Raw genomic sequence first — 24190 nt, forward strand, 5'->3', positions numbered from 1 at the left:
TCGCTCGGAGAACTGCCATGAAGCTCGGACTCCGCCTGCCCCAACGACTGGGTGTGGACCTGCGGCACGACGTGGTCGAAGCGGCCCGCACGGCGGAAGCGGCCGGTTACGCCGGCTTGTGGACCTACGAACGGCTGCTCTTCCCGGAGAAGCCCCTCGAACCGTACGCGGTGCCGAACACGCCGTGGCCCGCCGCGTCGCGGCAGGCCGCCGACCCCCTGGCCGTGCTCACCGCCGCCGCGGTGGTGACCAGCACGGTGCGCCTCGGCACGTCCGTCCTGGTCGCCCCGCTCCACCTGCCCATCCAGCTGGCGAAGGAGCTGGCCACGGTCGACCAGCTCAGCGGCGGCCGCGTGATCGCGGGCCTGAGCACCGGCTGGTCCACCGACGAGCTCCAGGCCGCCGGCACCACCCGCGCCGACCGCGGCCGCATCCTCGACGAGACCCTCGACGTCTTCGACGCCGCGTGGGGCCCCGACCCGGTGACTTTCCGCGGCGCTCGCACGGTCATCGACAACGCGGCGGTCCTGCCCAAACCCGTGTCGAAGATCCCCGTCATGCTGGGCGGCGGTGGCGACTCCCGCGCCCTGCGGCGCATCGCCGAGCGCGCCGACGGCTGGCTGCCGCTGCTCACCACTCCCGGCCCGGCCGGCGCCGCCGAACTGCGCACCGGCTGGGACCGCATCCGGGAACTGGCCACCGACCACGGCCGCGACGCGAGCCGGATGGAGATGGTCGTGGTCGGCAACGTCACCTTCACCGACCGCCCGGCCGGCCCCGACCGCACCGCGTTCGTCGGCACCCTCGACCAGATCCTGGAAGACGTCCACACGGCCGCCGAGGCGGGCGCGGACGAGCTCATCGTGGATCTGAACCTGCAGGACTGGTTCACCAGCACCCGGCAGATGCTCGAGACCGCCGTGGAAATCCGCGACCGGGCCGACGTCTGACCGACGTCTGACCGGCGTCTGACCGGCGTCGCAACCGGTTCCGCGGCCAACGCCTGACCAGCGCCGGAGCCCTCAGCTCACGTTGTACAGCCGCGCGAGCGTCGCCATGTCCTCCTGTCCGAGTCCGGCCGACTGGGCCCGGTGCACGACCTCGACGGCGGTCCGCACCGTCGGGCTCTGCCGCGCCGGGTCGGGAACCGCGTCGAGGAACAGCTCGAGGTCCTTGCGCACCAGGTCCACCGCGAAGGCCACCGGGGGGTTGGTCTCGGACAGGAAGGCGTCGCGCTTGTAGCGCACGAACGGGGCGGCGATGGCGGACTCGCCGATCGTGTCGTAGGCCGTGCGCAGGTCGATGCCCGCGCGCGTCGCGGTGCCGAGGACCTCGCCGAGGGTGGCGTTGAAGGTGTGCAGCAGGGCGTTGACGCACAGCTTCAACGTCGAGGCGGTGCCGACCGGTCCGATGTGGATGGTCCGCCCGCCCAGGAACCGCAGCACCGGTGCGGCCGCGGACAAGTCCTCTGCCGCACCGCCGAACATGATCGTCAACGACCCGGCGCGGGCCGCGCCGACCGACCCGGAAACCGGGGCCTCGCCGAACCGGATCCCGTGTCCGGCCAGGGTTTCCGCCACTTCGCGCGCGATCGTCGGCCCGGAGGTGCCCATGTCCAGCACCAGCGCGTTCTCGGCGAGCGCGTCGACGACTCCGGTGAGCACGGCCCGCAAGGCCGGCCCGTCGGCGAGCATGGCGATCACCACGTCGGCCCCGGTCACGGCGTCGGCCGCGGAGGGCGCGACCCGGTCCGGCGCGATCCCGGCTCGCCGCGCGCGTTCCGGATCGCGGTTCCAGCCGACGACGTCGACGCCGCTGTCGACCAGCCGCAGGAGCAGCTGCGAGCCCATCGCGCCCAGGCCCAGCACCGCGACCTTCACGAGCGCCTCCCCGGGTCGATGAGGACCTTTCCGTCCACGCCCCCGGCGGCCAGCCGCTTGAGGCCGCGATCGGTGAGGTCGTCGAGCCCGATCACCGAGTCGAGCAGCTCGGCGCCGAGCACGCCGGCGGAAAGGATCGCCAACGCCGGCACCAGATCCGCTCCGCACACGTGCGCCACCGTCGACTCGACGGTGATCTCGCGCAGCACCAGGCCGAACAAGTCCACCGCGGGCGCCTGCTTGGGCAGGCCGACGGCGAGGATCCGCCCGCCGTCGGTGACCATCCGCAGCGCGTTCTCGAACTGCCCCGGCGCGCCGCTGGCCTCGATGACCACGTCGGCGCCACGCCCACCGGTCAGCTCCCGCACCGCCTCGACGACGTCGCCCGCCGCGTCCACGGTCCGGGTGGCGCCGAGCCGCGCGGCCCGCTCCAGCTTGTCGCCGGCGAAGTCGACGACGGTGACGTCGGCGTCGTCCAGGTGCCGCAGCCCGGCCAGGACGAAGGAGCCGATGGCACCGGCCCCGATGATCACCACGGAGTCACCCGGGCGGACGCCCGCCCGCCGCGCGGCGTGCAGGCCGACGGCCAGCGGCTGCGCCAGCCCGGCGTGGTCGAGGGGAACCCCGGCCGGGATCGGCCGGAGCATGCCGGCGGGAGCGGCGACGTACTCCGCGAGCCCGCCGGGGGCGTTGAGCCCGAGCGTGTAATACCGGCGGCACAGGTTGGTGCGGCCCTCACCGCAGCGATCGCACTGTCCACAAGAGACACCGGCGCCGGCGGCCACCAGATCGCCCGCGGCGAACCCCTCGCCGGCGTCCACGACCTCGCCGACGAACTCGTGGCCGATGATCATCGGACCGAGGTGCCCGCTGCCGGGGTGGCGCCGGGTGAGCGGCACCATCTTCGGGCCGGCCGCCCACTCCGTGGCGTCCGAACCGCAGATCCCGCTGCGCCGCACGGCGACGAGCACCTCGCCGTCGCGAAGCCGGGGCAACGGCACCTCTTCGATCCGGACGTCCTGGCGGCCGTGGTAGACGGCTGCCCGCATGGTCGGAGTCACCGCGCGGCCCCGAACTCGAGGTGCACCTTGATGTTCTTCGCCGTGTCGCGCGAGGCGGCGATCGCCGCCGCGGCCCGCTCCAGGGGGAACCGGCCGGTCACCAGGTCGGACAGGTCGAGCCCGGCGCGGGCGAGGAACCGCAGCGTCTCCGGCCACACCCCCGGCGAACCGATGATGCCGCGGATGCTCAGCTCCTTCGACTGGATGAGACCCAGCGCGGCCGGCGCGCTGCCGCCCACGTCGATGCCGACGTACACGACCCGCGCGCCGTGCGCGGCGACCTCCAGCACGTCGGCCATCACCGACGGCCGCCCCGTCGCCTCGATCACCACGGTGCCACCGACGCCGCCGGTCGCCTCGGCCACCTGCTCCGCGATCGGCCCGGCCGTCGGGTCGAGCACGACCTCGGCGCCGAGCTTGCGCGCCGCCTCCGCGCGCCCGGGCGCGGGCTCGACGGTGATGGTGCGAGCGCCCAGCGCCGCGGCACCGGCGGTGACGCCGAGCCCGATCGGACCGGCGCCGAACACCACCACCGTGTCGCTGGCGTTGACATTGCCCGCCTTCATCAGCGCGTGGTAACCGCAGCTGAACGGCTCCACGAGCGCGCCGTCGGTGAACGACAGCGAATCCGGCAGCCGGTGCAGCCACGCGGGCTTGGCGACGAAGAACTCCGCCGCCGCGCCGCTGATCGAGAAGCCGAAGTGGTCGTCGCCGATCACGCACTCGCCCACCACGCGGTCACCGGGCGCGAACTCCGTGACGTCGGCGCCGGTTTCGACGATCTCGCCGGACCACTCGTGGCCCGGGATCACCGGGTAGGAGAACGGGATGATGTACCGGCCTTCGAGCAGCTCGATGTCGGAGTGGCAGATGCCGACCGAGCGGGCCGCGACGAGCACCTCGTCGGCGGCGATCCGCGGCACCTCCAACTCGTCGACGGACACCGTGTCCGCCGCGGTGAACCTCAGGGCTTTCATGATCTCGCTCCTTCTCAGGCGGTGGCTTCGCCGCGGCCAGCGGGGGTGTTGAGGTGCGACTGGGACTCGCGCGCGGTCGACAGCGGGCCGTTCACGGCGATGTACCGGGGTCCCGCGACCAGCAGGTCCTCGGCCGGGAACTTGGTGATCACCTCGCAGCCCTCGGGCGTCACCACGAGCTCCTCCTCGATCCGGGCCGCACCGATGCCGTCGGCCGAGGGCCAGTAGGTCTCGAGCGCGAACACGTTGCCGACCTCCAGCACCTCGGGGTGATCGAGCGAGACCAGGCGCGAGAAGATCGGCTTCTCCCAGATGGACAGCCCGACGCCGTGCCCGTACTGCAGCGCGAACGCGGCTTCCTCGTCGGCGAACCCGAATTCCTGCGCGGTGGGCCACACCGACACGATGTCCGCCGTCGTGGCACCCGGGCGCACCAGCGCGATGGCGTGGTCCATGTACTCGCGGGCCCGCACGTAGGCGTCACGCTGCGCCCGGCTGGCCGAACCGACCGCGAACGTGCGGTAATAGCAGGTGCGGTAGCCCTGGTGGCTGTGCAGGATGTCGAAGAACGCGGGGTCACCGGGCCGGATCAGCCGGTCGGAGAACACGTGCGGGTGCGGCGAGCAGCGCTCGCCGGAGATCGCGTTGACGCCCTCCACATACTCCGAACCGAGGTCGTAGAGCGACTTCGAGACCAGCCCCACGCACTCGTTCTCCCGCACGCCCGGGCGCAGGAACTGGTACAGGTCGTCGTAGGCCGCATCGACCATCGAGGCCGCCTGGGTCAGCAACGAGATCTCGTCGGCGGTCTTCACGCGCCGGGCCTCCATGAAGACCTGCTGCCCGTCGGTGACCGTGACACCCGCTCGCTGCAGGGCGGCGAGGATCGGCAGCTCGATCACGTCGACGCCGAGCGGTTCGCCGAGCAGCCCGAACTTCTCCAGCTCGCGCTTGATCTTCGCGGCGACCTCGTCGGCGATGCCCGCGTCCGGGTGGAACGCGCCGCGCAGCGTGGAGATCCCGGCGCGGGCCCCGGACTCGGCGCGCGGCCGGACCGCGCCGTGGTGTGGCGCGTGCGGGTCGGCGTCGGCCTCGGCGGTCGTGGTGGCGAGCCACGGGTTGTAGAGCTCGTGATGCTTGGCCGCGGACCCGAAGTCCCACACGATCGGGTCAGTGGTGCGGGTCAGCAGGGAGAACCGGATGAGCTTGTCCATGGCCCACGTGCCGATGTGGGTGGCGGACATGTAGCGGATGTTGGCGAAGTCGAACGCGAGGACGGCGCCGAGGCTCGACTTGTCCAGCTGCTCGCGCAGGCGCTGCAGGCGTTGCGTGCGCAGGCGTTCGTGGTCGATCCGGGTCTCCCAGTCGACGGCGTTGGGCCCGAACGTGGCGATCGGCATGAGTTTTCCTTTCCCCCGCGGCGGTGGACCGCCGGGAACGTGTGACGAGCGGAGCGGCCTCAGACGAGGACCATCCCGCCCTCGATCGGGATCACCTGCCCGGTGATGTAGTCGGAGTCGGGGCCGGCGAGGAACACGGCCGTGGGCACGAGGTCCTCGGGTTCGGCCGGGCGGCCGAGGAGGATGTCCCCGGCCATCGCGGCGAACCCCGAGTCGCCCTCCCCGATGCGCTCGAGGTCGCGGTCGAGCTTGTCCCACAACGGGGTCCGCACCACGCCGGGCGCGAACGCGTTGACGGTGATGCCGTGGCCGGCCAGCGCCCGCGCGCCGGACTGGGTCAGCGAGATCACGGCGGCCTTGCTCGCGCAGTAGGGCGCGAAGCTCGCGAAGCCCTGGCGCCCGGCGATCGAGGCGGTGTTCACGATCTTGCCGCCACCGCCCTGCCGGATGAACTGGCGGGCCGCCTCCTGGCTGCCGAGCACGACGCCGAACGCGTTGACGCGGAAGATGCGCTCCCACACGGCTTCGGTGATGTCGAGGAACTTCTCGGGCTCGTTGAACCCCGCGTTGTTGAAGTACGCGTCGAGCCGGCCGAACTCGCTCACGGCGAGGTCGATCGCGGCGCGGACGTCTTCGCGGTCGACGACGTCGACGCGCCGGTGCACGGCGCGCCCGCCACTGTCGCGAATGGACTGCGCCACCGCGGCGGCTTCGGGCTCGTCGCGGTCGGTGACGACCAGCGCCGCACCCTCGGCCGCCATCCCCCGGGCGAGGGCGGCTCCGATCCCCCGGCCCGCGCCGGTCACCACCACGGTCCTGTCGGTCAGCCGAGCCGGCATGGCCACGCTCCTCTCGTCGAGACGCTCGACGTTCGCTCCCGCTGAACGAAACGCCGCCGATCTGGGATGTTGCGCAGGTCGCACCCAGGCGTGTGTACAGCCACAACGCACGAACGTATGATCGAGTGAACAGTCGGCGATGGCGCCGTGAACGGAACGGGAGCGGCACCGTGGACGACCGGATCGGCCCTGCCCTGCGCGAAGCGCGGATCAGGCAGAAGCGCACCCTGCGCGGGGTGGCCCTGGCCACGGGGCTCTCGGCGAGCCTGCTGTCGCAGGTCGAGACCGGCAAGTCGCAACCGTCCGTGAGCACCCTTTACACGCTGGTCAGCCACCTGGGCCTGTCGCTGGACGAAGTGCTCGGCCTCGAGGTCGCCGGCCGCCGCACGACGACGGAGCCCGGTAGCCGCCCGGTCGTCCTCGAGCCCGGCGAGGCCGGCACCACCATCCAGCGCGCGGCCGACAACCCGGTGCTGGACATGGACAACGGCGTGCGCTGGGAACGCCTGGCGATCGACGGCTCGCGGTCGGTCGAACCGCTGCTGGTGGCTTACGAGCCCGGCGCGAGCAGCTCCGTCGACGGCGGGCTGATGCGCCACCCGGGCAGGGAGCACGCTTACCTCCTCGACGGCGAGCTCACGCTGCGGTTCGAGTCCGACGAGCACGTGCTGCGCGCCGGCGACTCGTTCTCCTTCCACTCCGAGCGCCCGCACCTCTATGTCAACCACACCGACGCGCTCGCGCGGGGGCTGTGGTTCGTCGTCGGCCGCACCGGCTCCGGCCGCCCGCGCGACTGGCTCGCCGAGCCGCCGGCCGAACTGTTCGAGCTGCTCGGCCAACCGCTCCCGGCGACGAGCGACGAGCGCTGACCGAGCCGGAGCGCGTGTCCCGCGCATTGCGTCCACTGTGGTCATTCCGCTGTGCTCATTCCGCGGCGTTTGATTCCGCTGTGCTTGATTCGACTGTGCTTGATTCGGGCGTGGCGGGCGGGATGATCCGCTCCGCGCGCAAGGTCTCGAAGAGCCGGGCGAAGGAGTCCAGTGTGCTGGTGTAGCCCGTGAACCCGGCCTTGCGGCTCTTGCTCATGTCGGTGAGGCATTCGATGGGCCGACCCAGGTCGCTGTCGGTGTGCCACCACGAGGCGACGCGGGTGAGGTCCGCTTCGCGCAGCCCGTGGCGCTCGGCGATCCGGCGCCAGACTCCGGCGGCGTCGGCCATCTGCTCCTCCAGCGGAGCGGGCTTGCCGTCGAACCCGGCCGGCGTGACGCCGAGCAGCTTCGCGAGGCGCGGCCACATCCAGCGCCAGCGGAACACGTCGCCGTTGGCGATGTTGAACGCCTCGTCGCGCCCGTTCTCGTCGGTGGCCGCCCACACCATCTGGTCGGCCAGCAGCCCGGCGTCGGTCATGTCGGTGACGCCGTTCCACTGGACCTCCGAGCCGGGGAAGCGGAAGTCCCGCCCGGTCTCGCGGCAGACGGCCGCGTAGACCGCCAGCGTCATCCCCATGTTCATGGCGTTGCCGACGGCGTGGCCGATGACGGTGTGCGCCCGGTGCACGCTCCAGGTGAAGCCGTGGCGCTCGGCGGCCGCGAAGAGCTCGTCCTCTTGCGCGTAGTAGAAGTTCGGCACGTCGAGCCGAGCCTCGTCCTCGTGGAACGGCGTGTCGGGCGTGACCCCGGCGGCGTACGCCTCGAACGGCCCGAGATAGTGCTTCAGCCCCGTCATCAGGGCGACGTGGCGCACGGCGCCGCCCGCGGTGGCCGCCGCGAGCACGTTGCGCACGATGCCCGCGTTGACGTCGATGTTCTCCGCTTCGGTCGGCTGGCGCGACCACGCGGTGAGGAAGACGTGCGTCGGTTTCGTGTCCGCGAGCGCGGCGCTCAGCGCGGCCGCATCCTCCAGGTCGGCACGGACCGAGCGGACTCCGGCGATGCCGCATTCGCTGCGGCGGGACACCCCGGTCACCGCCCAGCCGCGTTCGACCAGCCGGGTGGCCACCGCGGCCCCGGCGATGCCGGTGACCCCGACGACAAGTGCTGTTTCGGTCACTGTCTCCTCTTTCTGCTGGGGGTGGTGCGAGTTCAGACCAGGGCCGGGGTCCGGCGGCGCACCCGGGTGTAGATCGCCGCCGCGACGAGGATCAGGATTCCCTGGAAGAAGTACTGCCAGCTCTGGCTCAGGTTCAGGAACGTCGTCGCGTTGAGCACTTCCTGGATCAGCGCGGCACCCAGCAGGGTCCCGATGAACGACCCGCGCCCGCCGGCGAGGCTCGCGCCGCCCAGCACGACCGCGGTGATGCTGGAGAGCGTGTAGCTCACGCCCTGGGTCGGGTCGCCGACGCCGATCTGGGCCATCAGCAGCAGCGCGCCGAATAACGTCAGGACGGCGCAGCCGATGTAGGCCAGCACGTGGACCCGGTTCACCTTCACGCCCAGGCGCCGCGCGGACCCCTCGTTCGAGCCGGCCGCCCGCAGGCCGCGGCCCCAGGCGGTGAACCGCAGCGCCAGCTCCAGCCCGACGGCGACGAGGACCGCCACGAGAAACGCGATCGGCACGAACCCGACCGTCGCGGTGATCGCGTCGGTGACCGACGTGCTGATGAACCCGCCCTGGAACGGCCGCAGCAGCAGGGAGACGCCCTGCAGTCCGATGTAGAGGGTCAGGGTCGCGGCCACCGCGGTGAACCCGCCGAAGCGGATCAGCACCCCGTTGAGCACCCCGGACCCGACGGCCACCACGAGCATGATCACGAACGCGAGCGCCACGAGGAGTGGCGAGTGGCCATCGGTGACGAAGAACGACGCGATCACCACGAGCAGCCCGGCGAGTGGACCGACCGACAGGTCGATCCCACCGGTCATGATCACGATCGTCTGGCCCAGGCTGATGAACGCGAGCGCGGTGAGCAGGGTCAGCAGGGAGGTGACGTTGAACGGCGCGAGGAACCGCACGTTGTGGGCGAAGGTGTAGCCGCCGAGCGCGACGATGACCAGCGCGAGCACGAGGCTCGGTGCGTAGTCGCCCTTGGCCAGGTCGCGCAGGCGCTCGGCCATCGGGGTCCGCCCGGTCGACGGAGCCGGTTTGGCCGGCGCGGCCTTCTTCGCCGAGGGCTCGTCCCTGCGCAGCGTGGTGGCGTTGACGACCGAGCCGGTGATCTTCTCCTCGGTCACGTCCTCGCCGGTGAGCTCGGCGACCACGTGGCCGCGGGAGAACACCACGACCCGATCGCAGAGCCCTTCCAGCTCCTTGGCGTCGGACGACACCACGACCACCGGCACCCCGGACGCCGCGATGTCGCGCATGATCGTGTAGATCTCCGACCGGGCGCCGACGTCGACGCCCTGGGTCGGCTCGTCGGCCAGCAGCAGCCGCGGGGCGGCGAGCAGGGCGCGCGCCATCACCACCTTCTGCTGGTTGCCGCCCGAGAGCGCCATCACGTTCGTCTCGCGCGAGGCGGTCTTGACCGAGAGCTTGGCCAGCTCGGCGTCCACTCCTGCTCGTTCGCGCTCGCCGGAGACCACTCCCCCGCTGGCGAACGAGGGCAACGCGCTCACGGCCGCGTTCTCCCGCACCGACATCGCCGGCAGCAGGCTCTCCCGGTGGCGGTCAGCCGGCATGTACGCGGTCGAGCTCACGAGGGCCCGGCCCCGCAGGGGTACGCCGTCGAGCACGATCCGCCCGGTCGACGGGCGCAGCCCGGCCAGCGCGCGCAGGAACTCGCTCTGGCCGTTGCCGACGATGCCGGCGAGCCCGACGATCTCCCCGTGGTGCGCGACGAGCCGCGCGTCGTGGAAACCCTCGCCGGACAGGCCTTCGACCTCCAGCGCGATCTTCGCGTCGGCCAGATTCGTGCCCTTCTCCGGGAACGCCGAGGCGAGCTCGCGCCCGACGATCAACCGCAGCATCTCGTCGTCGGTGAGGTCGGCCACGGCGGAGTGCCCGCGCGCCCGGCCGTCGCGCAGCACCGTGACCTCGTCGGCGATCTCGCGCACCTCGGCGAGCCGGTGGGTGATGTAGACGACCGCCGTGCCGCGTGCGGTGGCCTGACGCACCTGGTCGAAGAGGATCTCGGTCTGCTCCGCGCCCAGCGGCGCGGTCGGCTCGTCGAGGATCAGCACCTTCGGCTCCAGCGCGATGGCCTTCGCCAGCTCCAGCAGCTGCTTCTGCGCGACGCCGAGGTCGGCCACCCGGTCCTGCAGCCGCAGGTCCGAACCGACCCGGCGCAGCAGTTCCACCATCCACACGCGCGGGGTGCCGGCCGGCATCCGCTCGGCGGGCACGGCGAGGCGGATGTTCTCCGCGACCGTCATGTCGGCCAGCACCGCGGGGTGCTGGTGCACGATCGCGATACCGAGCCGGCTCGCCCGATCGGTCGTCAGGGCCGCGATCGGCTCCCCGGCCACCGTGATCGTGCCCTCGTCGGGCCGGGTCGAGCCCGACGCGACGCCCATCAGCGTGGACTTGCCCGCGCCGTTCTCACCCAGCAGCGCGTGCACCCGGCCGCCGAAGACGTCGAGCGATACCTCCGACAGTGCCCGCACGGGCCCGTAGCTCTTCGACACCCCGGAGAGGCTCAGTGCCGCAACTTCGGTCATGGTTCCTCTCCTACTTCAGGGCCGCGGTCTGGTCCGCTTTGGACAGCGAGCTGGACACGAACGCGTCGCTCGGGAGCTCCTTGTCGCACGTGACGGGGTGCGGCTGCCCGGAGATCGAGTCCTCGAACGCGGACTGCGGGTACACCAGGTCCTTCGGCACCACACCGCCGGTCGCCTTGGCCACCGCGACGTCGATCGCGAGGCGCGACATCGCGTTCTGCGAGGAGACGGTGAACAGCTTGAACGGGTTGCCGGCGTCCTTCTGCTGCTGCCAGTTGCAGGCGAGCTGGTTGGCGTCCTCGGTCGCGATCGCCGGGATCTTGCGCCCGGCCGAGGTGAACGCGGAGAACGAACTCGCCAGCGCGGCACCGAAGTCGGTGGTGATCGCGTCGATCTCCGGGTTCTTGGCCAGCGCCGCGGTGATCACGCGCTGGGTCTGCGCGGCGTCCCAGTTGGTCACCTCGTACGGCGTGGTGCCGACGAACTGGATCCCCGGGTGGTCCTTGAGCACGCTCTGCATGCCCTTGTACTCGTCGAGGCTCTGCGAGTTCGCGGCCGGGCCGCCGAGGTTGAGGACCTTGCCCTTGCCGTTGAGCGCTTTCACGAGCCACTGGCCCCACAGCACCCCGGCCTGCTCGAAGTTCGTGCTCACGAACGCGTCGTAGTCCTGGCCGGGCGTCCCGCCCGGGTTGACCCGGTAGGGCACGGTGACCACGCCCGCCTTGTACGCGCTGCGCAGGGCGGGCAGCACCGCCTGGCCCGCGTCCGGGAAGACCACGATCGCCTGCGTGCCCTTGGCGACGAGGCCCTGGATGTCCGAAATGGCCTTCTGGGTGTTGCCTTGCCCGTCGGTGTAGGTGAACGACGTGACGCTGGGGCACTTCGCGACCTCGGCCTTGGCTTCGGCCGTGGTGACCTTGCGCCAGTTGTTGTCGCCGAAGCCGTCGGCCAGGCCGAGGGTGACCTGCTTCGAACCGCACCAGGCCGGCGCGTTCGCGTTGGCGGGTTTGCCGCCCTCGGCGCTGGTCGAGCCGCCGTCGTCCACCGTGCAGGCGGTGGTGACGAGGGCGAGGGAGGCCAAGCCGGCGAGCAACGACCGGCGAAGGGGCTGGGGAGACATGGAAAACCCTTCCTACTGCTGGGTCCGGGGAGCGGGGACACGGCGGAACCAGCCGCGCACGGCGGCCCAGTTCACGGTGTAGACGGCGACACCCGCGGCGAGCGCGAGCGCCTGGACGATGTTGTTCGTCGCCGCGCTGACGCCGAGCGTCAGCACGAACTGGTCGAGCTGGGACAGGAACAAGGCGGCGATGGCACTGGCGACCGGGCTGCCCTTGCCGCCGAGCAGGGACGTGCCGCCCAGCACGACGGCCGCGACCGATGGCAGCAGCAGCGTGTCGCCCTGGAACGCGCCCGGCGTGGTGACGATGCCGGCCAGGAGGATGCCCGCGGTGCCGTAGAGCAGCGACGCCCAGACGTAGGCGGCGAGTTGGTGGCGTCGCACGCGCAGGCCCGCCAGCCCCGCTGCCTCCGGGTTGTCGCCCACGGCCTCGAACCGGCGGCCCGGCACGGTGCGCTTCATCGCGAAGCCGGTCACCGCGACGAGGACGACGGCGATGTAGACCGCGTAGGGCAGGCCGAGGAAGCGGCCGGTGACAAGCGAGTGCAGCGTGTCCGTGGTCGTCACCGGCGAGCCGCCCGAGATCCCGAGCACCACCGCGTACAGCAACGCGTTGGTGCCCAGGGACGTGACGATCGCCGACATCCCCAGCCGGCTCACGACGAGGCCGTTGAGCAGCCCCGCCGCCAGCGCGGCGCCGTAGGCGAGCAGCACCGCGGGGAGCAGCTTCCCGTTGTCACCGGCGGGGTAGTGCGTCACGATGATCACGCTCAAGGACACGGTGCCAGGCACCGACAGGTCGATTCCCGCCTGCTGCACGACCAGCGTCTGCCCGAGCGCGACCACGGCGAGCACCGCGGCGAAGGGCAGCATCCCCTGCAGCGAGCTGCGACCCAGGCTCTCGGGCTGCAGCAGCAGGCTCACGAGGAACAGCAGCGCGGTCGCGACGAGGATCGTCACGAGGCCACGCGAGGCACGCTGCGCCGTCGTCTGCCGCCAGAGGCTCGGCCGGCCGGGCGGGCGGTCGGTCCCCGAAGCCGGGGCGGGCGACGGGGCCGACTGTGTGACGACCACGGAACCCCTTGTCGTGTCGCTCATCGGATCGCTCCTCGGGTGCAGCGCACCGGGTCGCAGGGCAGGACGAAGTGTGTCCACAAAGGTCTTGCGGACAGTGGGAAACGGTTGTGGTGCACAGGTGGTCCGAGTCAGCCGACCTGGACGAGCAGCTTCTGCGCGTCGCCTTCGGGGTCGAGCAGGCGGTCGAACCCGCCGGCGACGACGTCGTCGACCGCGATCACCTCGGTGAGCACGCGCTCCACCGGGAAGCGGCCGGTCGCGACGAGCGAGATGATGCGCGGGAAGTCGAACACGGGGTAGCACCACGTGCCGACCAGGCTCAGATCGCGCTGCGACAGCGCCATCGGGTCGATCGTGGCGGGCCGGACGTGCAGGCCCACCTGCGTCGCGGTGCCGTGGGAGCGCAGGCTGCCCAGCGCCGTGGCGAGACCGGCCTCCGAGCCGGAGCACTCGGCGGCGACGTCGGCCCCGATCCCGCCGGTGAGCGCGCGGACCACCTCCGGCACGTCCTCGGCCAGCGGGTCGAGCACGGTCGCGACCCCGAGCGCTTCGAGCAGGGCCCGGCGGCGCGCGTTCGGCTCGCTCACGAAGATCTGTGCCGCTCCGGACGCGTGGGCGTACAGCGCGGCGAGTGCGCCGATCGGCCCGGCGCCGGTGATCAGGACGCTGTCGCCGGAGGTGAAGCCGGTGCGGTCGACGCCGTACGCGGCGACCGCGGCCGGCTCGACGAGCGCGCCCTGCACGTCCGACACCGATTCCGGCAGCACCGAGATCTGGTGCTCCGGAACCACCACCTGCTCGCTGATCCCGCCGCCGTCCCAGCTCAGTCCCGTGCAGGCCATCCTCGGGCACAGATGGTTGAGCCCGCGGCGGCAGTAGTAGCAGTGTCCACAGTAGATCAGCGGCATCACCGAAACCCGGTCGCCGACGCGGACGCCGGTGACCTCGGTACCGATTTCCAGCACCTGCCCGGAGAACTCGTGCCCGAGCACCTGCGGCGCCGCGGCGTGCGAGAGCGGGTGCGGGCTGGTCGGGATGACGATCGGCCCGGTGGCGTACTCGTGCAGGTCGGTGCCACAGATCCCGCACAGGTAGGGACGGACGCGCACTTGCCGCGCGCCGACCCCGGCCGGCTCCGGGATGTCCTCGACCCGGATGTCGTGCTTGTCGTGGAAGACCGCGGCGCGCATGCTGAACTCCTCGTAGGTTCTCCGGAAACCCGCGCAGCCGGGATCCGGGCGTGGACACGGCGTCGATACTCGCCGGGTTCACTCCCGTTCGACGACGCTGTACAGCGGTAGTGAACAATGAACCGGCCAGTGAGTCAAGAGTCAACGAACAACTTTGGCAGATACGCAGGTCAAAGGCGACAGTCCTTGACAGCACTGGGTTTCGGACTGTTCACTTGGAGCAAACGTCTGCTGCAGCGCGTCACCGCAGCACTTCCGGCACTCCCTCTGCCGCCTTCCCCGGAGGAACCTCATGGACCTCGGCACGCGTCTGGGCCACCTGTCCTATTCGACCCTCGTGCACCCGGGTGACACCTGGGACGAGATGAGCGCCAGCCTCGAGACCTACGTCCCCGAAGTGAAGCGCCGGGTCTCGCCCGACGCGCCGTTCGGGGTGTCACTGCGGATCTCGGGCGCGTCGGCCGACCGGCTCGCAGATGACGGCCCCGAGCGTGACCGGCTGAAGAAGTACCTGGCCGACAACGATCTCTACGTCTACACCGTCAACGCGTTTCCGCACGGGCCGTTCAAGGGCCGTTCGGTGATGGAGAACGTGTACGAACCGGACTGGAGCACCGAAGAGCGCGTCGCCTACACCACGCGCGTGGCCGACGTGCTCGCCGACATCGCCGCGGCCGGGGTCGAGCCGACCATCCAGACCGTGCCGCTCGCCTACCGGCCCAAGGTCACCGGCGAGGCGTACGTGGAGCTGTTCACCCGCAACGTCCTGCGCGTCGTCGCCCACCTCGTTGCCCTCGAACGCCGTACCGGCCGGCGGGTGAAGCTCGCGATCGAGCCGGAACCGTTCTGCTACCTGGAAACCATCGAGGAGACCGTCCGCTACTTCAGCTCACGGCTGTACTCCCGGGCCGCGGCCGAAACCCTTTCGGGCCTCGCCGACCTGCCGCTCGCGGAAGCCTTCGGCGCCCTGCGCCGCCACGTCGGGATCGTGTTCGACATCGGGCACCAGGCCGTGGAGTTCGACGACATCCCCGCCTCGCTCGACCTGCTCGCCGGCGCCGGCGTGCCCGTGTTCAAGCTGCAGCAGGCCGCCGCGCTGTGGGTGCCCGAGGTGACCGACGAGGTGGTGCGCGAGCTGGAGCGGTTCACCCGCACCATCTACCTGAGCCAGACATCCGAGCTGCGCGAGGGCACCGTCACCCGCCACCTCAACCTCTCCGACGCGATCGCCGCCTGGCGCCGCGACCCCGGCGGCGCGCGCGAATGGCGCACCCACTTCCACGTGCCGGTCTTCCTCGACGACCTCGGCCCGTTCCGCACCACCCGGTTCGCCTTGGAACAGGCCCTGGACCGCCATCGCGCGCAGCCGCAGTCGTCGCACCTGGAGATCGAGACTTACACCTGGGACGTCCTGCCCGAGCACCTCAAGAGCGGCGACATCACCGACTACGTCGTGCGGGAGCTGGAGTTCGTGCGCGACCGGCTCACCGCTTGAGCCGCTCTCGCGGCGAGAGCGTCAAGCTATAGTGAACACTGACAAACGACGGCGCGAGGAGCGAGACGTGGCAGCGAAGCACGAGCCGGCGGCGGAGCACTCCGAGTCCGCGAACCTCGGAGAGCAGCTGCGGGCGCGCCGGCAGGCGTCCGGGCTGTCGTTGCGCCAGTTCGCGCGCGATCTCGGGTACTCGGCCGCGTTCGTGTCGCAGATCGAGAACAACAAGTCCCAGCCCTCGGTCGCGACCCTGTACGCGATCTGCAGCGCCCTCAACGTCTCCATCGACGAGTTGTTCAGCAGCGCCGCCGGTGCGGGGGCGGAGGAACCGCCCGCGCCCGCACCGGAGGCGGGCGTCGAGAAGCACAGCTTCCACGGCGCGCTGGCGAAGCTCAACGAAAGTCCCGAGGAGCAGCAGAGCCCCCTGCTCCGCCCCGGCGAACGGCGCCAGCTCGTCCTCGACTCCGGCGTCACGTGGGAGCAGCTGTCTTCCATCCACGACAGCACGGTGGACTTCCTGCACGTCCGCTACGAAGTCGACGGCAGCTCCGTCCCCGACGACAAGCTCACCCGCCACTCGGGCATCGAATACGGCTACATCATCAGCGGCACGCTGGAAGTCGCCCTGGCCTTCGACACCTACCAGCTCCACGCCGGCGACTCCATCGCCTTCGACTCGACGACCCCCCACCGCCTCACCAACCGCGGCGACGGCCCGGCCGAGGCGATCTGGTTCGTCCACGGCCGGAAACCGGCTCGCTGAACCCACCCGCAAGCGCCGGACCCGGCAGCGTCACGAAGCGCCGCCGCGGTCGTCGCTGCGGACGACGCCCGGGCTCGCCGAGCCGTCGAGCCAGCCCAAGCCCTCGGCGTAGAGCACCTCGACCGCCGGTCCGCGCAGCCCGGGGAGGTCACGCATGACCCGGTAGCCGTTGTCCTCCTGCAGGTAGCCGAGGTGGCGGTAGCCGGCCGGGAAACTCGCCAGCACGGCCGAGTCGAGGTCGAGAGTCGTGGCCGGGTCGACGACGTCCATCCGGTCGGACTCGTAGATCGGCTGTCGGCGAACGATTCCCCAGCGCCCGTCACGGCGTTCGAAGAAGTCGAAGAACCGCCCGGTGCACGTCACATCGACGAGCGTCTCGTCGACCCGCGCCCGCTGCTCGATCTTCATCTTCGTCTGGGCGATCGCCCGGTCACCGGCGACCTCGCACGTGAAGCCGCCGAGGAAGTGCAGGATCTGGCCGCCCCGGTCGAAGGCCGCTCGGCTCACCTCGATGAACTCGGTGAACGGGCCTTGGAACCACGTCGCGGTCATCCAGCCGTCGGTGTGCCAGACCGTCGCGAACTTGTCCCACTGCGCGGAGTCGCGGTACAGGGCCCAGTCCTCGACGACCTTCCGGATCTGCTCGTTCGCCGAACCGTCGGTGTCGTGCTCGTTGTGGAGAGGCATGCGCCCCACCATTTCCCGCCCTGCGCGGAATGTCGACGGCCGGCTTCCACCGACCGGAAACCGTGACGAAATCATCCCGCGGCGGGCACGGAATCGAGCACGACGCCGAAGTGCTCGCGATAGGCCGCGAGGACCGCGTCGTCGTCTTCGAGCACGCTCTCGGTGCGCGTCTCCCCCACGGTTTCGATCAGCCGGGCGCCCGCGATCGTCACCCGGCCGCCGGGCCTCACGAGCGAACACGTCGGCCCGTGCGCGAAGGGCGAAGCCGGCGAGTTCGCGTGCCACCAGGCCATCGCTTGGAAGTCTTCGAGCTCTCGTGGCCTCGCTTCGAGGCGGTAGACCACGTTTCCGTCGCACAGCACGTCGACATCCCCGTGCGGCGCGGGCAGCACGGCGAACCCGCCCGCGGGATCCGGCTGCTCCTCGGTGGTCGCGAGCCGCAGCGGCCGGATGCTGAACCGGCCGAACCCGACGTCGACCAGCCACGGCTCATCGAGGTCCACCCGCAGCGCCAGGTGGTCGAGCGGCGGGCCGAACCCGCCGCCCCGCCGCATCACGCGGCCGGCCAGCAGCCGCACGTCGAACCCGACGCCGCGCAGCAGCAAGCCGAACGCCCCGTTGAGCTCGTAGCAAAGGCCGCCACGACGCCGCCGCACCACTTTGTCGAGCAATGCGTTCTCGTCGAGGTCGACCTGCTCGCCCAGGTAGCGGCCGAGGTTCTCGAACGGCACCCGCTCCAAGTGCCGCCGTTGCAGCTCGCACAGTGCTTCGAGGCCGGGCACTCCGGGGTGAACCAGTTCGAGTCTGCGCAGGTAGTCCTCGACGTCCACGATCGCGTTCCTCCGGTGGCGGCTAGTTACGTTACAGCTATAGTGTGTAACTTCGAGGTTAACAGAGGATCCGTACCGTGGATCGACTTTCCCAGCGAGGTGGAACCGTGGCGCGAGCACGCCGAGCGACGGCGATCGAACCCGCCGGCACCGAAGACGGTCCGCGTCCGGTCGGCCGGCCCCGCGATGCCGCGCTCGACGAGGCGATCATCCTCGCCACCCGGCGACGCCTCGTCCTGGACGGCTACTCCCGGATGACGATCCGCGACATCGCCGCCGACGCCGAGGTCGGCCGCCCGACGTTGTACCGGCGCTGGGCCACCAAGTTCGAGCTCGTCGTCGACGCCCTCGACTACGGCTTCCGCAAGCAGCACGACATGTTCGAGATGGACCTCGACGAACTCGCCCCGAGGGAAGCGCTCGTGGAGGTCGTCCGGCGCCTCGATCCCACGTACTTCAACCCGGACGCGATGGTCCTGATGGGCACGTTCGCCGGGGAGGCGGTCCACACCCCCGAACTGCTCGGAATCCTCCGTGAGCACGCGGTCGAACCCCGCGTGCGCCTGGTCGAAAGCGTGCTGACCCGGCTGCAGGACCGCGGGGCCGTGCGCGACGACATCGACAAGCACACGATCGCGACGATGTGCTTCGGCAGTTATCTGGCCGCCTTCTTCCGCGGCGAGTCCGACCTGGACATCGCCGAGGCGGTCGTCTCCGTGCTGTGGCCCGCCATCGGGAAAAAGCCCGCCCGACGGCGCGCCACAGTGGACCGTCAGCACTGAACGGCGATCCCCGGCCACAGGACGGCGACGACCTGCTCGGCGAGCCCCTTGCGGTCGGGTTCAGCACGAAGGAATGCGGCGAAGTAGCTGCCGAAGCACAAGGTGGCGATCGTGTGCCGATCGATGTCCGGCCGCACCTCGCCGCGCTCCTGCAGTTCGGCCAGCACGCTTTCGAACTGCCGTAACCGGGGCTCGACGGCGTGCTCCAGGACGATCGCGAGCAGCTCCGGCGTCCGCATCGTCTCGCTCATGAAGTTGCCCATGAGCACCATCGCGTCCGGGTTGAAGTAGCACGGATCCAGCCGCCGGACGGCCTCGGTCAGCGCCTCGAGAGCGGGAAGTTCCTCCAGCCTCAGATCGGGATAGGTGTCTCGTTGCGCCCGGAGCCCGTAGTCGATCGCCTCGATGGTGAGCTGGAGCTTGCCCGGCCAGCGCCGGTAGATCGTCGGCCGGGACACACCGGCGTCGGAGGCGATGTCCCCGATGGTCATCTTCGAATAGCCGTCGAGAACCAGCCTCCGGCGCGCGGCCGTAATGATCGCTTCGTCGCGCCCGGGATCCAATGGCCGGCCACCGCGTGACACGGCCACCGCTTCGCCCGCAACCGAATCCGCCTTGCGTGAGTCCGTCATGGCCTGATTATCGGGTACGCCGCGGGCGGTCTTCACCGACCTCGAACGTTACAGCTATTGACTGTAACGTTCGGAGTGTCTTACCTTCGTTGAGCGCGGGGCACCCCGCTCCGGCAACGACGCCAGGAGAAGACAGCGCATGAGCGCGACACCCGAAGATCTGATCGAGCGCAGCATCCCGTTCATCAACGAGATCAAGAACCGCACAGCCGGAGTCGAGCTGGAAACCTGGCTCAACGAGAACCGGGGGCCGGGCTCCGAACTGTGGGACGACCTCGCCCGGATGATCAAGGAAGGCGTGACCGAGGGCTGGGCCGCCAACATCGAGGTGGACGGCCCCCACTACCGCCGCAGCAGGATCATCGAGCCGTCCGAGCGGTTGAACTGGTTCAGCATCACCGCGGTCTACCTCAACAGCGTCCCGCTGTTCTGCGGTGAATACCACCAGCACCCCTACGGCGAGATCAACATGGTCATCCCCCTGGATCCCGGTGCCCTGCTGCGCGGGCCGCGCGGCTGGCAGGGACCGGGATGGACCTCGCCCGAGCCGGGCAGCCACCACTACCCCGAGGTCGTGGGCGGCGGCCTGATCGCCTTGTTCTACCTGCCCGCGGGGCGGATCTCCTACGACATCACGGTGCCCGACGACTACGAGGTCACCGTGCCCGAGGGTTACGAGATCTCCGCGTCCGACGGGCGCTGACCCGAGGCCGACCAGCTGATGAACGACACCACCACCACCACTAAACTCGCCGCGCCGGCCGCCCCGGCCAACGGCGCGGCGACCGTCGTCGAGGCGCTGCTGACCCGGCGCAGCGTGCGCGCGTTCCTGCCCACCCCCGTCCCGAGAGCGGAAGTGGAGCGCCTGCTGGCGCTCGCCTCCCGCTCGGCCAGCAATTCCAACAGTCAGCCGTGGCACGTCCACGTCCTGACCGGCGAGCCGAAGCTACGCCTGACCGAGGCGCTCTGGCAGGCGCTGGACGGCGAGGGCCGCGTCGCCGAGACCGAGTACCCGTTCCAGCCTCCGCCGGAGGAGTGGGAAGAACCGTTCCGGAGCCGGCGACAGACCTTCGGCGAAGGCCTCTACCGGGACACTCTCGGCATCGAGGCGCACGACGCCGAGGGACGGCTGGCTCATCACCGCCGCAACTACGACTTCTTCGGCGCCCCGGTCGGCCTGGTTCTCACGGTCAGCCGGAGTCCGCTCGCCGGCGCGCTCATCGACGCCGGGCTGTTCCTGCAAGCGTTGATGCTGCTGGCCCGGCAAGCGGGGCTCGACACCTGCCCGCAAGCCTCGTTCATCGACTTCTACCCGGTTCTGAGGCAGCACCTGAAGATTCCGGACGACCAGATCATCGTGTGCGGGCTCGCGCTCGGCCACGCCGATCCCGACCACCGCCTCAGCCGGCACCGGACAGCACGAGAACCGGTCGACACCTTCACGACCTTCCACAGCGGCGAAACCGTCTGATCGTGGACGGCACATTCGCTGCCGCTCGATGATTTTCCCCGATCCCCGGGCTTTCTCCCTCCCCTCGTATCGACACCGAATCTTCGGTGGATCGTGCCCCCACCCGAAAGGCGATATCGCCGTGCCTTCTCGAATATCGGAACCAGGCCGCACCGTGCACCTGGACGACCTGATCGACGGCCGACCAGTAGGCAGATTCCACTTCCTGGTCCTGGCTTTGACCGGCTTGGTCATGTTCCTCGACGGTCTCGACACGCAAGCGATCAGCTTCGTCGCCCCGGCGGTCGCCCGGGAATGGTCCCTGCCCGTCGCCGCACTGGGCCCGATCTTCTCGGCTTCGATCGTCGGGCTGATGATCGGTTATCTGGTGCTCTCGCCCTTGGCCCACCGGATCGGGCACCGGAAGCTCGTCATCGCCGCCACGGCCTTGTTCGGGGTGTTCACAGTGCTGTGCGCGGTCGCCGGGAACGAGACGCAGCTGATCGCGCTGCGGCTGTTGACCGGCGCGGGCCTCGGTGCGGCCATCCCGAGCGCCGTCGCGCTGGCCAGCGAGTTCGCGCCGGCCCGGCGCCGCTCGACGTTCGTCATGTTGATCTACTGCTGGCTGGCCCTCGGCTTCGTCGCGGCGAGCTTGATCTCCGGAGCGGTCATCCCGGCCTGGGGATGGCGGCCGCTGTTCGTGCTCGGCGGCATCCTGCCGTTGCTCCTCGCGCTGGTTCTGCTGAGATTGCTGCCCGATTCCCCGAGCTACCTCCTGCCCCGCGACGCCGTTCGAGCTCGCGCGACCCTGTGCCGCCTCGACCCAGACCTGGCTCCGACGACGCTCGTGCTGCCCGCCGAGCGCGCCTCCGGAGCCGCCGGGGCATCGGTGCGACACCGTTCTCCGCTGATCGAGCTGTTCCGGCGGCACTGGCTGGTGAGCACCGCGTTGCTGTGGATCGCGTTCATGCTCAACCTGGGTGTGTTCTACGCCGTTCAGAGCTGGTTGCCCACGATCCTGGGCCGGCTCGGGCACTCCCCCTCGACGGCGGTCCTCGCGACGGCACTCACGACGATCGGCGGGATCGTCGCGGCGCTCGTGATCGGGCCCTCGATGGACCGGCGCGGGCCGTTCGGGACGCTCGGTGTCGTCTATCTTCTCGGCGCGGTGTTCGTGTCGATGCTCGCGTTCGCGGTCGCGGGGCAGAACTGGATGGTGCTCGGCGCGGCGTTCCTCGCCGGCACCTGCGTGACCGGTGGGCAGATGAGCGTCGTCGCGCTGGCCACGGTGCTCTACCCGCCTCGGATCCGGCCGACCGGCGTCGGCTGGGCCCTGGGCATCGGCCGGATCGGCGGCATCCTGGGGCCGCTGCTCGTCGGGTTCGCCCTGGGCGGCGGGACGGCTCCCCGAACCGTGTTCGTGGTGATGGGTGCGGTCCTCCTGGTGGCCAGCGGTGCGGTCATGGCGCTGGCCAGGGTTTCGCGCACCGTTCGGACCGACGCCCGGCGGGCTGACGCCGCCGGCTCGTCCGCGGCCGGCTCGGATGCGACGCGATCAGTGGCGGTCACCGGCGACTGACGACCCTCGGCCGCCGGGAACCGAGCGGGCCACACCACGGCCCGTGCGGTTCCCGGCGGCCGGGTTCAGGGCACGTCCGTCGCATGTGGACGGTTGCCGGCCGGACGGGAGGGCCGGCCCGCCGGCGCATCCGGCTGGACGTGGCGGGAGATCTCCCTTGCCACGTCACGGATCACGGATGCGTAGCGCGACACGTCGACGTGGGAATGCGCGACGATGCCCACAGCCGCCCGCACGTCTCCCCTGCCGTCGGTCACCGGCGCCGCGACCGAAGAGGTACCGAGCGTCATCTCCTGGTGCACGGTGCCGATTCCGGTGTCGCGCGTCGCGAAGATCGCGGCGGCGAGCCGACCGGGTTCAGTCAGGGTGTAGCGAGTGCAGCGTGCGAGACCTCGCTGCTGCACCTGGGAAACGACGTGGGCGGGAGCGGACGCGAGCAGCACCTTTCCGACGCCGGTCGCGTGCAACGGCAGCCGCCCGCCGACCTCCGTGACGGTGCGGACGGCCCGCGGTCCGGTGAGCCGCTCGATGACCAGCGCGTCGTGCCCGGTACGGAGGGCGAGCTGCACGTTCTCGTGCGTGGACTCGTAGAGGTTCTGCATGAGCGGCAGGGCCGTCTCGCGCAGACCCGACGGGATCGTCGCACGGGTTCCGAGCTCCCAAAGCCGCAGGCCCACGCGATACCGGCCGCTGGGCGCGCGTTCGATCCCGCCCCACCGCTCGAGTGCGCCCAGCATCCGATGGGTCGTGGACAGCGGCAGGCCGGATCGCCCGGCGATCTCGACGAGGGTCAGGTCGGCCCCGTCGAAGACGTCGAGCAGGGTCAGCAGCCGATCGACCGTGGACCGACCGGGCTCACGCGCGTTACCGGACACGACACGTATTCCTTCCCGCCGCTGCCGCGGCCGCACTCGACGGCACCCGCCGGCAACCGATCACCCGCAGGTTTTGACGCCGGTGGCGATCCGGGCGACACGCTCTCCCTGGTGCCGGGCCGCCGCCCGGGCGGTCTCGTCGACGGGCGCCTCGCCTCGCCGCCCGACATGGCTGCTGCCGTAGGGGTTTCCGTCGGCGAACTTGACGGGATCGGTGTATCCCGGCGCGACGACGATGCCGCCGAAGTGGTGGAACGTGGTGTACAGGGCGAGCAACGTCGATTCCTGGCCGCCGTGGTCGGTGTCGGTCGTCGTGAACCCGGAGTACACCTTGTCCGCGAGCTGCCCCTGCGCCCACTGGGGACCCAGCGTGTCGAGGAACTGCTTGAGCTGGCTGGCGATGTTGCCGAAGCGAGTGGGTGACCCCATCACGATGCCGTCCGCCCACAGCAGGTCGTCGGGAGTGGCGACCGGCAGGTCGCGGGTCGCGGCGACGTGCTCGGCCCACGCCAGCCGCGACGCGATCGCCGCCTCCGGCGCGAGTTCGGGGACCTTGCGCAGGCGAACCTCGGCGCCGGCCTTCTCGGCCCCGATCACGATCTCCCGGGCGAGTTCGTGCGTGGTGCCGGTGGACGAGTAGTAGACGACGGTCACCCTGGTCGGCTCGGGCATGGGATCCTCTCGGTTCACGGCGGTCGGCCGTTCGAACGTTACAGTGAGGATGTGTAACTTATCAGGAGCCGGCACCCGGCGGGTCACGATGTGGCCAACCCGACGTGCGGCTTCCGGCGCCGGCACGACAGGGACAGTTTCGGAAAACTCACCGGATCCACAGCGTGAATACCCGATGTGAACACGGAGAGAACACCCGCAATCGGGTCACTTTTTGTCGAGATCGACTCACCGCCACTGCCCGGAAACGCTGCCGCCGCATTCGAGTAGGGTGACTCGAGTTCAAACT

Annotated in this window: 23 protein-coding genes; 8 read left to right on the forward strand and 15 right to left on the reverse strand. The window is 70.6% G+C overall.

Annotated features, from left to right (window positions below; translation table 11 throughout):
- Positions 1-17: 17 nt before the first annotated feature.
- A complete protein-coding gene (locus AB0383_RS37035) occupies positions 18-950 on the forward strand; it encodes an LLM class F420-dependent oxidoreductase (protein WP_364179050.1) in 933 nt (310 codons plus the stop codon).
- Between the two features lie 72 nt (positions 951-1022).
- Here the strand turns inward: AB0383_RS37035 and AB0383_RS37040 are convergent, their stop codons facing one another.
- From AB0383_RS37040 to AB0383_RS37060, 5 genes are read right to left on the reverse strand one after another with little or no spacing between them, the layout of a single operon-like run.
- Positions 1023-1880, reverse strand: coding sequence for an NAD(P)-dependent oxidoreductase (locus AB0383_RS37040; RefSeq protein WP_366189763.1), 858 nt, complete (start codon positions 1878-1880; stop codon positions 1023-1025).
- The gene (locus AB0383_RS37045) at positions 1877-2929 is read right to left on the reverse strand and encodes an alcohol dehydrogenase catalytic domain-containing protein (protein ID WP_366189764.1); all 1053 of its coding nucleotides are present in this window, start codon (positions 2927-2929) and stop codon (positions 1877-1879) included. The genes AB0383_RS37040 and AB0383_RS37045 overlap by 4 nt, the downstream gene beginning before the upstream one ends.
- 8 nt (positions 2930-2937) lie before the next feature.
- Entirely contained in the window at positions 2938-3918 is a 981-nt protein-coding gene (locus AB0383_RS37050; RefSeq protein ID WP_366189765.1) for a zinc-binding dehydrogenase, read from the reverse strand.
- A gap of 14 nt (positions 3919-3932) precedes the next feature.
- Positions 3933-5318 (reverse strand): Xaa-Pro peptidase family protein, encoded by a 1386-nt coding sequence (locus AB0383_RS37055; RefSeq protein WP_364179058.1) that lies wholly within the window; start codon positions 5316-5318, stop codon positions 3933-3935.
- A gap of 59 nt (positions 5319-5377) precedes the next feature.
- On the reverse strand, positions 5378-6157 hold the full coding sequence (locus tag AB0383_RS37060; protein WP_364179060.1) for a glucose 1-dehydrogenase: 780 nt from the start codon (positions 6155-6157) through the stop codon (positions 5378-5380).
- A gap of 170 nt (positions 6158-6327) precedes the next feature.
- Between AB0383_RS37060 and AB0383_RS37065 the strand changes: the two genes are divergently transcribed.
- Complete coding sequence (locus AB0383_RS37065; RefSeq protein ID WP_366189766.1) at positions 6328-7026, forward strand: cupin domain-containing protein; 699 nt, start codon at positions 6328-6330, stop codon at positions 7024-7026.
- Between the two features lie 55 nt (positions 7027-7081).
- Here the strand turns inward: AB0383_RS37065 and AB0383_RS37070 are convergent, their stop codons facing one another.
- The 5 genes from AB0383_RS37070 to AB0383_RS37090 all read right to left on the reverse strand — a co-directional run bounded on the left by AB0383_RS37070 (position 7082) and on the right by AB0383_RS37090 (position 14139).
- Positions 7082-8206 (reverse strand): SDR family oxidoreductase, encoded by a 1125-nt coding sequence (locus AB0383_RS37070; RefSeq protein ID WP_366189767.1) that lies wholly within the window; start codon positions 8204-8206, stop codon positions 7082-7084.
- A 32-nt stretch (positions 8207-8238) separates the two neighbouring features.
- Positions 8239-10752, reverse strand: coding sequence for an ATP-binding cassette domain-containing protein (locus AB0383_RS37075; protein WP_366189768.1), 2514 nt, complete (start codon positions 10750-10752; stop codon positions 8239-8241).
- A 10-nt stretch (positions 10753-10762) separates the two neighbouring features.
- Positions 10763-11872, reverse strand: coding sequence for a substrate-binding domain-containing protein (locus tag AB0383_RS37080; RefSeq protein WP_364179068.1), 1110 nt, complete (start codon positions 11870-11872; stop codon positions 10763-10765).
- A 12-nt stretch (positions 11873-11884) separates the two neighbouring features.
- A complete protein-coding gene (locus tag AB0383_RS37085; protein WP_364179070.1) occupies positions 11885-12970 on the reverse strand; it encodes an ABC transporter permease in 1086 nt (361 codons plus the stop codon).
- A gap of 107 nt (positions 12971-13077) precedes the next feature.
- Positions 13078-14139: a 2,3-butanediol dehydrogenase gene (locus AB0383_RS37090; RefSeq protein WP_366189769.1), complete on the reverse strand. Its 1062-nt coding sequence runs from the start codon at positions 14137-14139 to the stop codon at positions 13078-13080.
- Positions 14140-14431: 292 nt separating this feature from the next.
- Here AB0383_RS37090 and eboE point away from each other — a divergent pair, with 292 nt between their 5' ends.
- Positions 14432-15634: a metabolite traffic protein EboE gene (eboE, locus tag AB0383_RS37095; RefSeq protein ID WP_366189770.1), complete on the forward strand. Its 1203-nt coding sequence runs from the start codon at positions 14432-14434 to the stop codon at positions 15632-15634.
- A 67-nt stretch (positions 15635-15701) separates the two neighbouring features.
- The gene (locus AB0383_RS37100; protein ID WP_366189771.1) at positions 15702-16394 is read left to right on the forward strand and encodes an XRE family transcriptional regulator; all 693 of its coding nucleotides are present in this window, start codon (positions 15702-15704) and stop codon (positions 16392-16394) included.
- Between the two features lie 30 nt (positions 16395-16424).
- Here AB0383_RS37100 and AB0383_RS37105 read toward each other — a convergent pair whose 3' ends face one another.
- Entirely contained in the window at positions 16425-17081 is a 657-nt protein-coding gene (locus tag AB0383_RS37105; protein WP_366189772.1) for a nuclear transport factor 2 family protein, read from the reverse strand.
- Between the two features lie 71 nt (positions 17082-17152).
- On the reverse strand, positions 17153-17911 hold the full coding sequence (locus AB0383_RS37110) for an arylamine N-acetyltransferase (RefSeq protein ID WP_366189773.1): 759 nt from the start codon (positions 17909-17911) through the stop codon (positions 17153-17155).
- 107 nt (positions 17912-18018) lie between these two features.
- Between AB0383_RS37110 and AB0383_RS37115 the strand changes: the two genes are divergently transcribed.
- Positions 18019-18693: a TetR/AcrR family transcriptional regulator gene (locus AB0383_RS37115; protein WP_364179081.1), complete on the forward strand. Its 675-nt coding sequence runs from the start codon at positions 18019-18021 to the stop codon at positions 18691-18693.
- Here AB0383_RS37115 and AB0383_RS37120 read toward each other — a convergent pair.
- Positions 18684-19361, reverse strand: a complete 678-nt coding sequence (locus AB0383_RS37120) for a TetR/AcrR family transcriptional regulator (protein WP_366189774.1) — start codon at positions 19359-19361, stop codon at positions 18684-18686. The genes AB0383_RS37115 and AB0383_RS37120 overlap by 10 nt on opposite strands.
- A 103-nt stretch (positions 19362-19464) precedes the next feature.
- Between AB0383_RS37120 and AB0383_RS37125 the strand changes: the two genes are divergently transcribed.
- The 3 genes from AB0383_RS37125 to AB0383_RS37135 are packed head-to-tail and all read left to right on the forward strand — an operon-like array spanning position 19465 to position 22354.
- Positions 19465-20028, forward strand: a complete 564-nt coding sequence (locus AB0383_RS37125; RefSeq protein ID WP_364179085.1) for a DUF4863 family protein — start codon at positions 19465-19467, stop codon at positions 20026-20028.
- 18 nt (positions 20029-20046) lie between these two features.
- Complete coding sequence (locus tag AB0383_RS37130; RefSeq protein ID WP_366189775.1) at positions 20047-20796, forward strand: nitroreductase; 750 nt, start codon at positions 20047-20049, stop codon at positions 20794-20796.
- A 28-nt stretch (positions 20797-20824) separates the two neighbouring features.
- The gene (locus AB0383_RS37135; RefSeq protein WP_366189776.1) at positions 20825-22354 is read left to right on the forward strand and encodes an MFS transporter; all 1530 of its coding nucleotides are present in this window, start codon (positions 20825-20827) and stop codon (positions 22352-22354) included.
- A 65-nt stretch (positions 22355-22419) separates the two neighbouring features.
- On the opposite strand, the gene AB0383_RS37140 is transcribed toward AB0383_RS37135, so the two are convergent.
- Both AB0383_RS37140 and wrbA read right to left on the reverse strand, forming a co-directional pair.
- Positions 22420-23229, reverse strand: coding sequence for an IclR family transcriptional regulator (locus tag AB0383_RS37140; protein WP_364179091.1), 810 nt, complete (start codon positions 23227-23229; stop codon positions 22420-22422).
- Positions 23230-23289: 60 nt separating this feature from the next.
- The gene (wrbA, locus tag AB0383_RS37145) at positions 23290-23901 is read right to left on the reverse strand and encodes an NAD(P)H:quinone oxidoreductase (RefSeq protein ID WP_364179093.1); all 612 of its coding nucleotides are present in this window, start codon (positions 23899-23901) and stop codon (positions 23290-23292) included.
- Positions 23902-24190: the final 289 nt, after the last annotated feature.

This window comes from Amycolatopsis sp. NPDC051373 (genome assembly GCF_040689465.1).
GTDB lineage: Bacteria > Actinomycetota > Actinomycetes > Mycobacteriales > Pseudonocardiaceae > Amycolatopsis.

Bases quoted from the DNA above. Each gene is read 5' to 3' on its own strand.
- AB0383_RS37035 (WP_364179050.1), top strand. From the start codon at position 18: ATGAAGCTCGGACTCCGCCTGCCCCAACGACTGGGTGTGGACCTGCGG.
- AB0383_RS37045 (WP_366189764.1), bottom strand. From the start codon at position 2,929: ATGCGGGCAGCCGTCTACCACGGCCGCCAGGACGTCCGGATCGAAGAG.
- AB0383_RS37050 (WP_366189765.1), bottom strand. From the start codon at position 3,918: ATGAAAGCCCTGAGGTTCACCGCGGCGGACACGGTGTCCGTCGACGAG.
- AB0383_RS37055 (WP_364179058.1), bottom strand. From the start codon at position 5,318: ATGCCGATCGCCACGTTCGGGCCCAACGCCGTCGACTGGGAGACCCGG.
- AB0383_RS37060 (WP_364179060.1), bottom strand. From the start codon at position 6,157: ATGCCGGCTCGGCTGACCGACAGGACCGTGGTGGTGACCGGCGCGGGC.
- AB0383_RS37075 (WP_366189768.1), bottom strand. From the start codon at position 10,752: ATGACCGAAGTTGCGGCACTGAGCCTCTCCGGGGTGTCGAAGAGCTAC.
- AB0383_RS37080 (WP_364179068.1), bottom strand. From the start codon at position 11,872: ATGTCTCCCCAGCCCCTTCGCCGGTCGTTGCTCGCCGGCTTGGCCTCC.
- AB0383_RS37085 (WP_364179070.1), bottom strand. From the start codon at position 12,970: ATGAGCGACACGACAAGGGGTTCCGTGGTCGTCACACAGTCGGCCCCG.
- AB0383_RS37090 (WP_366189769.1), bottom strand. From the start codon at position 14,139: ATGCGCGCCGCGGTCTTCCACGACAAGCACGACATCCGGGTCGAGGAC.
- eboE (WP_366189770.1), top strand. From the start codon at position 14,432: ATGGACCTCGGCACGCGTCTGGGCCACCTGTCCTATTCGACCCTCGTG.
- AB0383_RS37105 (WP_366189772.1), bottom strand. From the start codon at position 17,081: ATGCCTCTCCACAACGAGCACGACACCGACGGTTCGGCGAACGAGCAG.
- AB0383_RS37125 (WP_364179085.1), top strand. From the start codon at position 19,465: ATGAGCGCGACACCCGAAGATCTGATCGAGCGCAGCATCCCGTTCATC.
- AB0383_RS37130 (WP_366189775.1), top strand. From the start codon at position 20,047: ATGAACGACACCACCACCACCACTAAACTCGCCGCGCCGGCCGCCCCG.
- AB0383_RS37135 (WP_366189776.1), top strand. From the start codon at position 20,825: ATGATTTTCCCCGATCCCCGGGCTTTCTCCCTCCCCTCGTATCGACAC.
- wrbA (WP_364179093.1), bottom strand. From the start codon at position 23,901: ATGCCCGAGCCGACCAGGGTGACCGTCGTCTACTACTCGTCCACCGGC.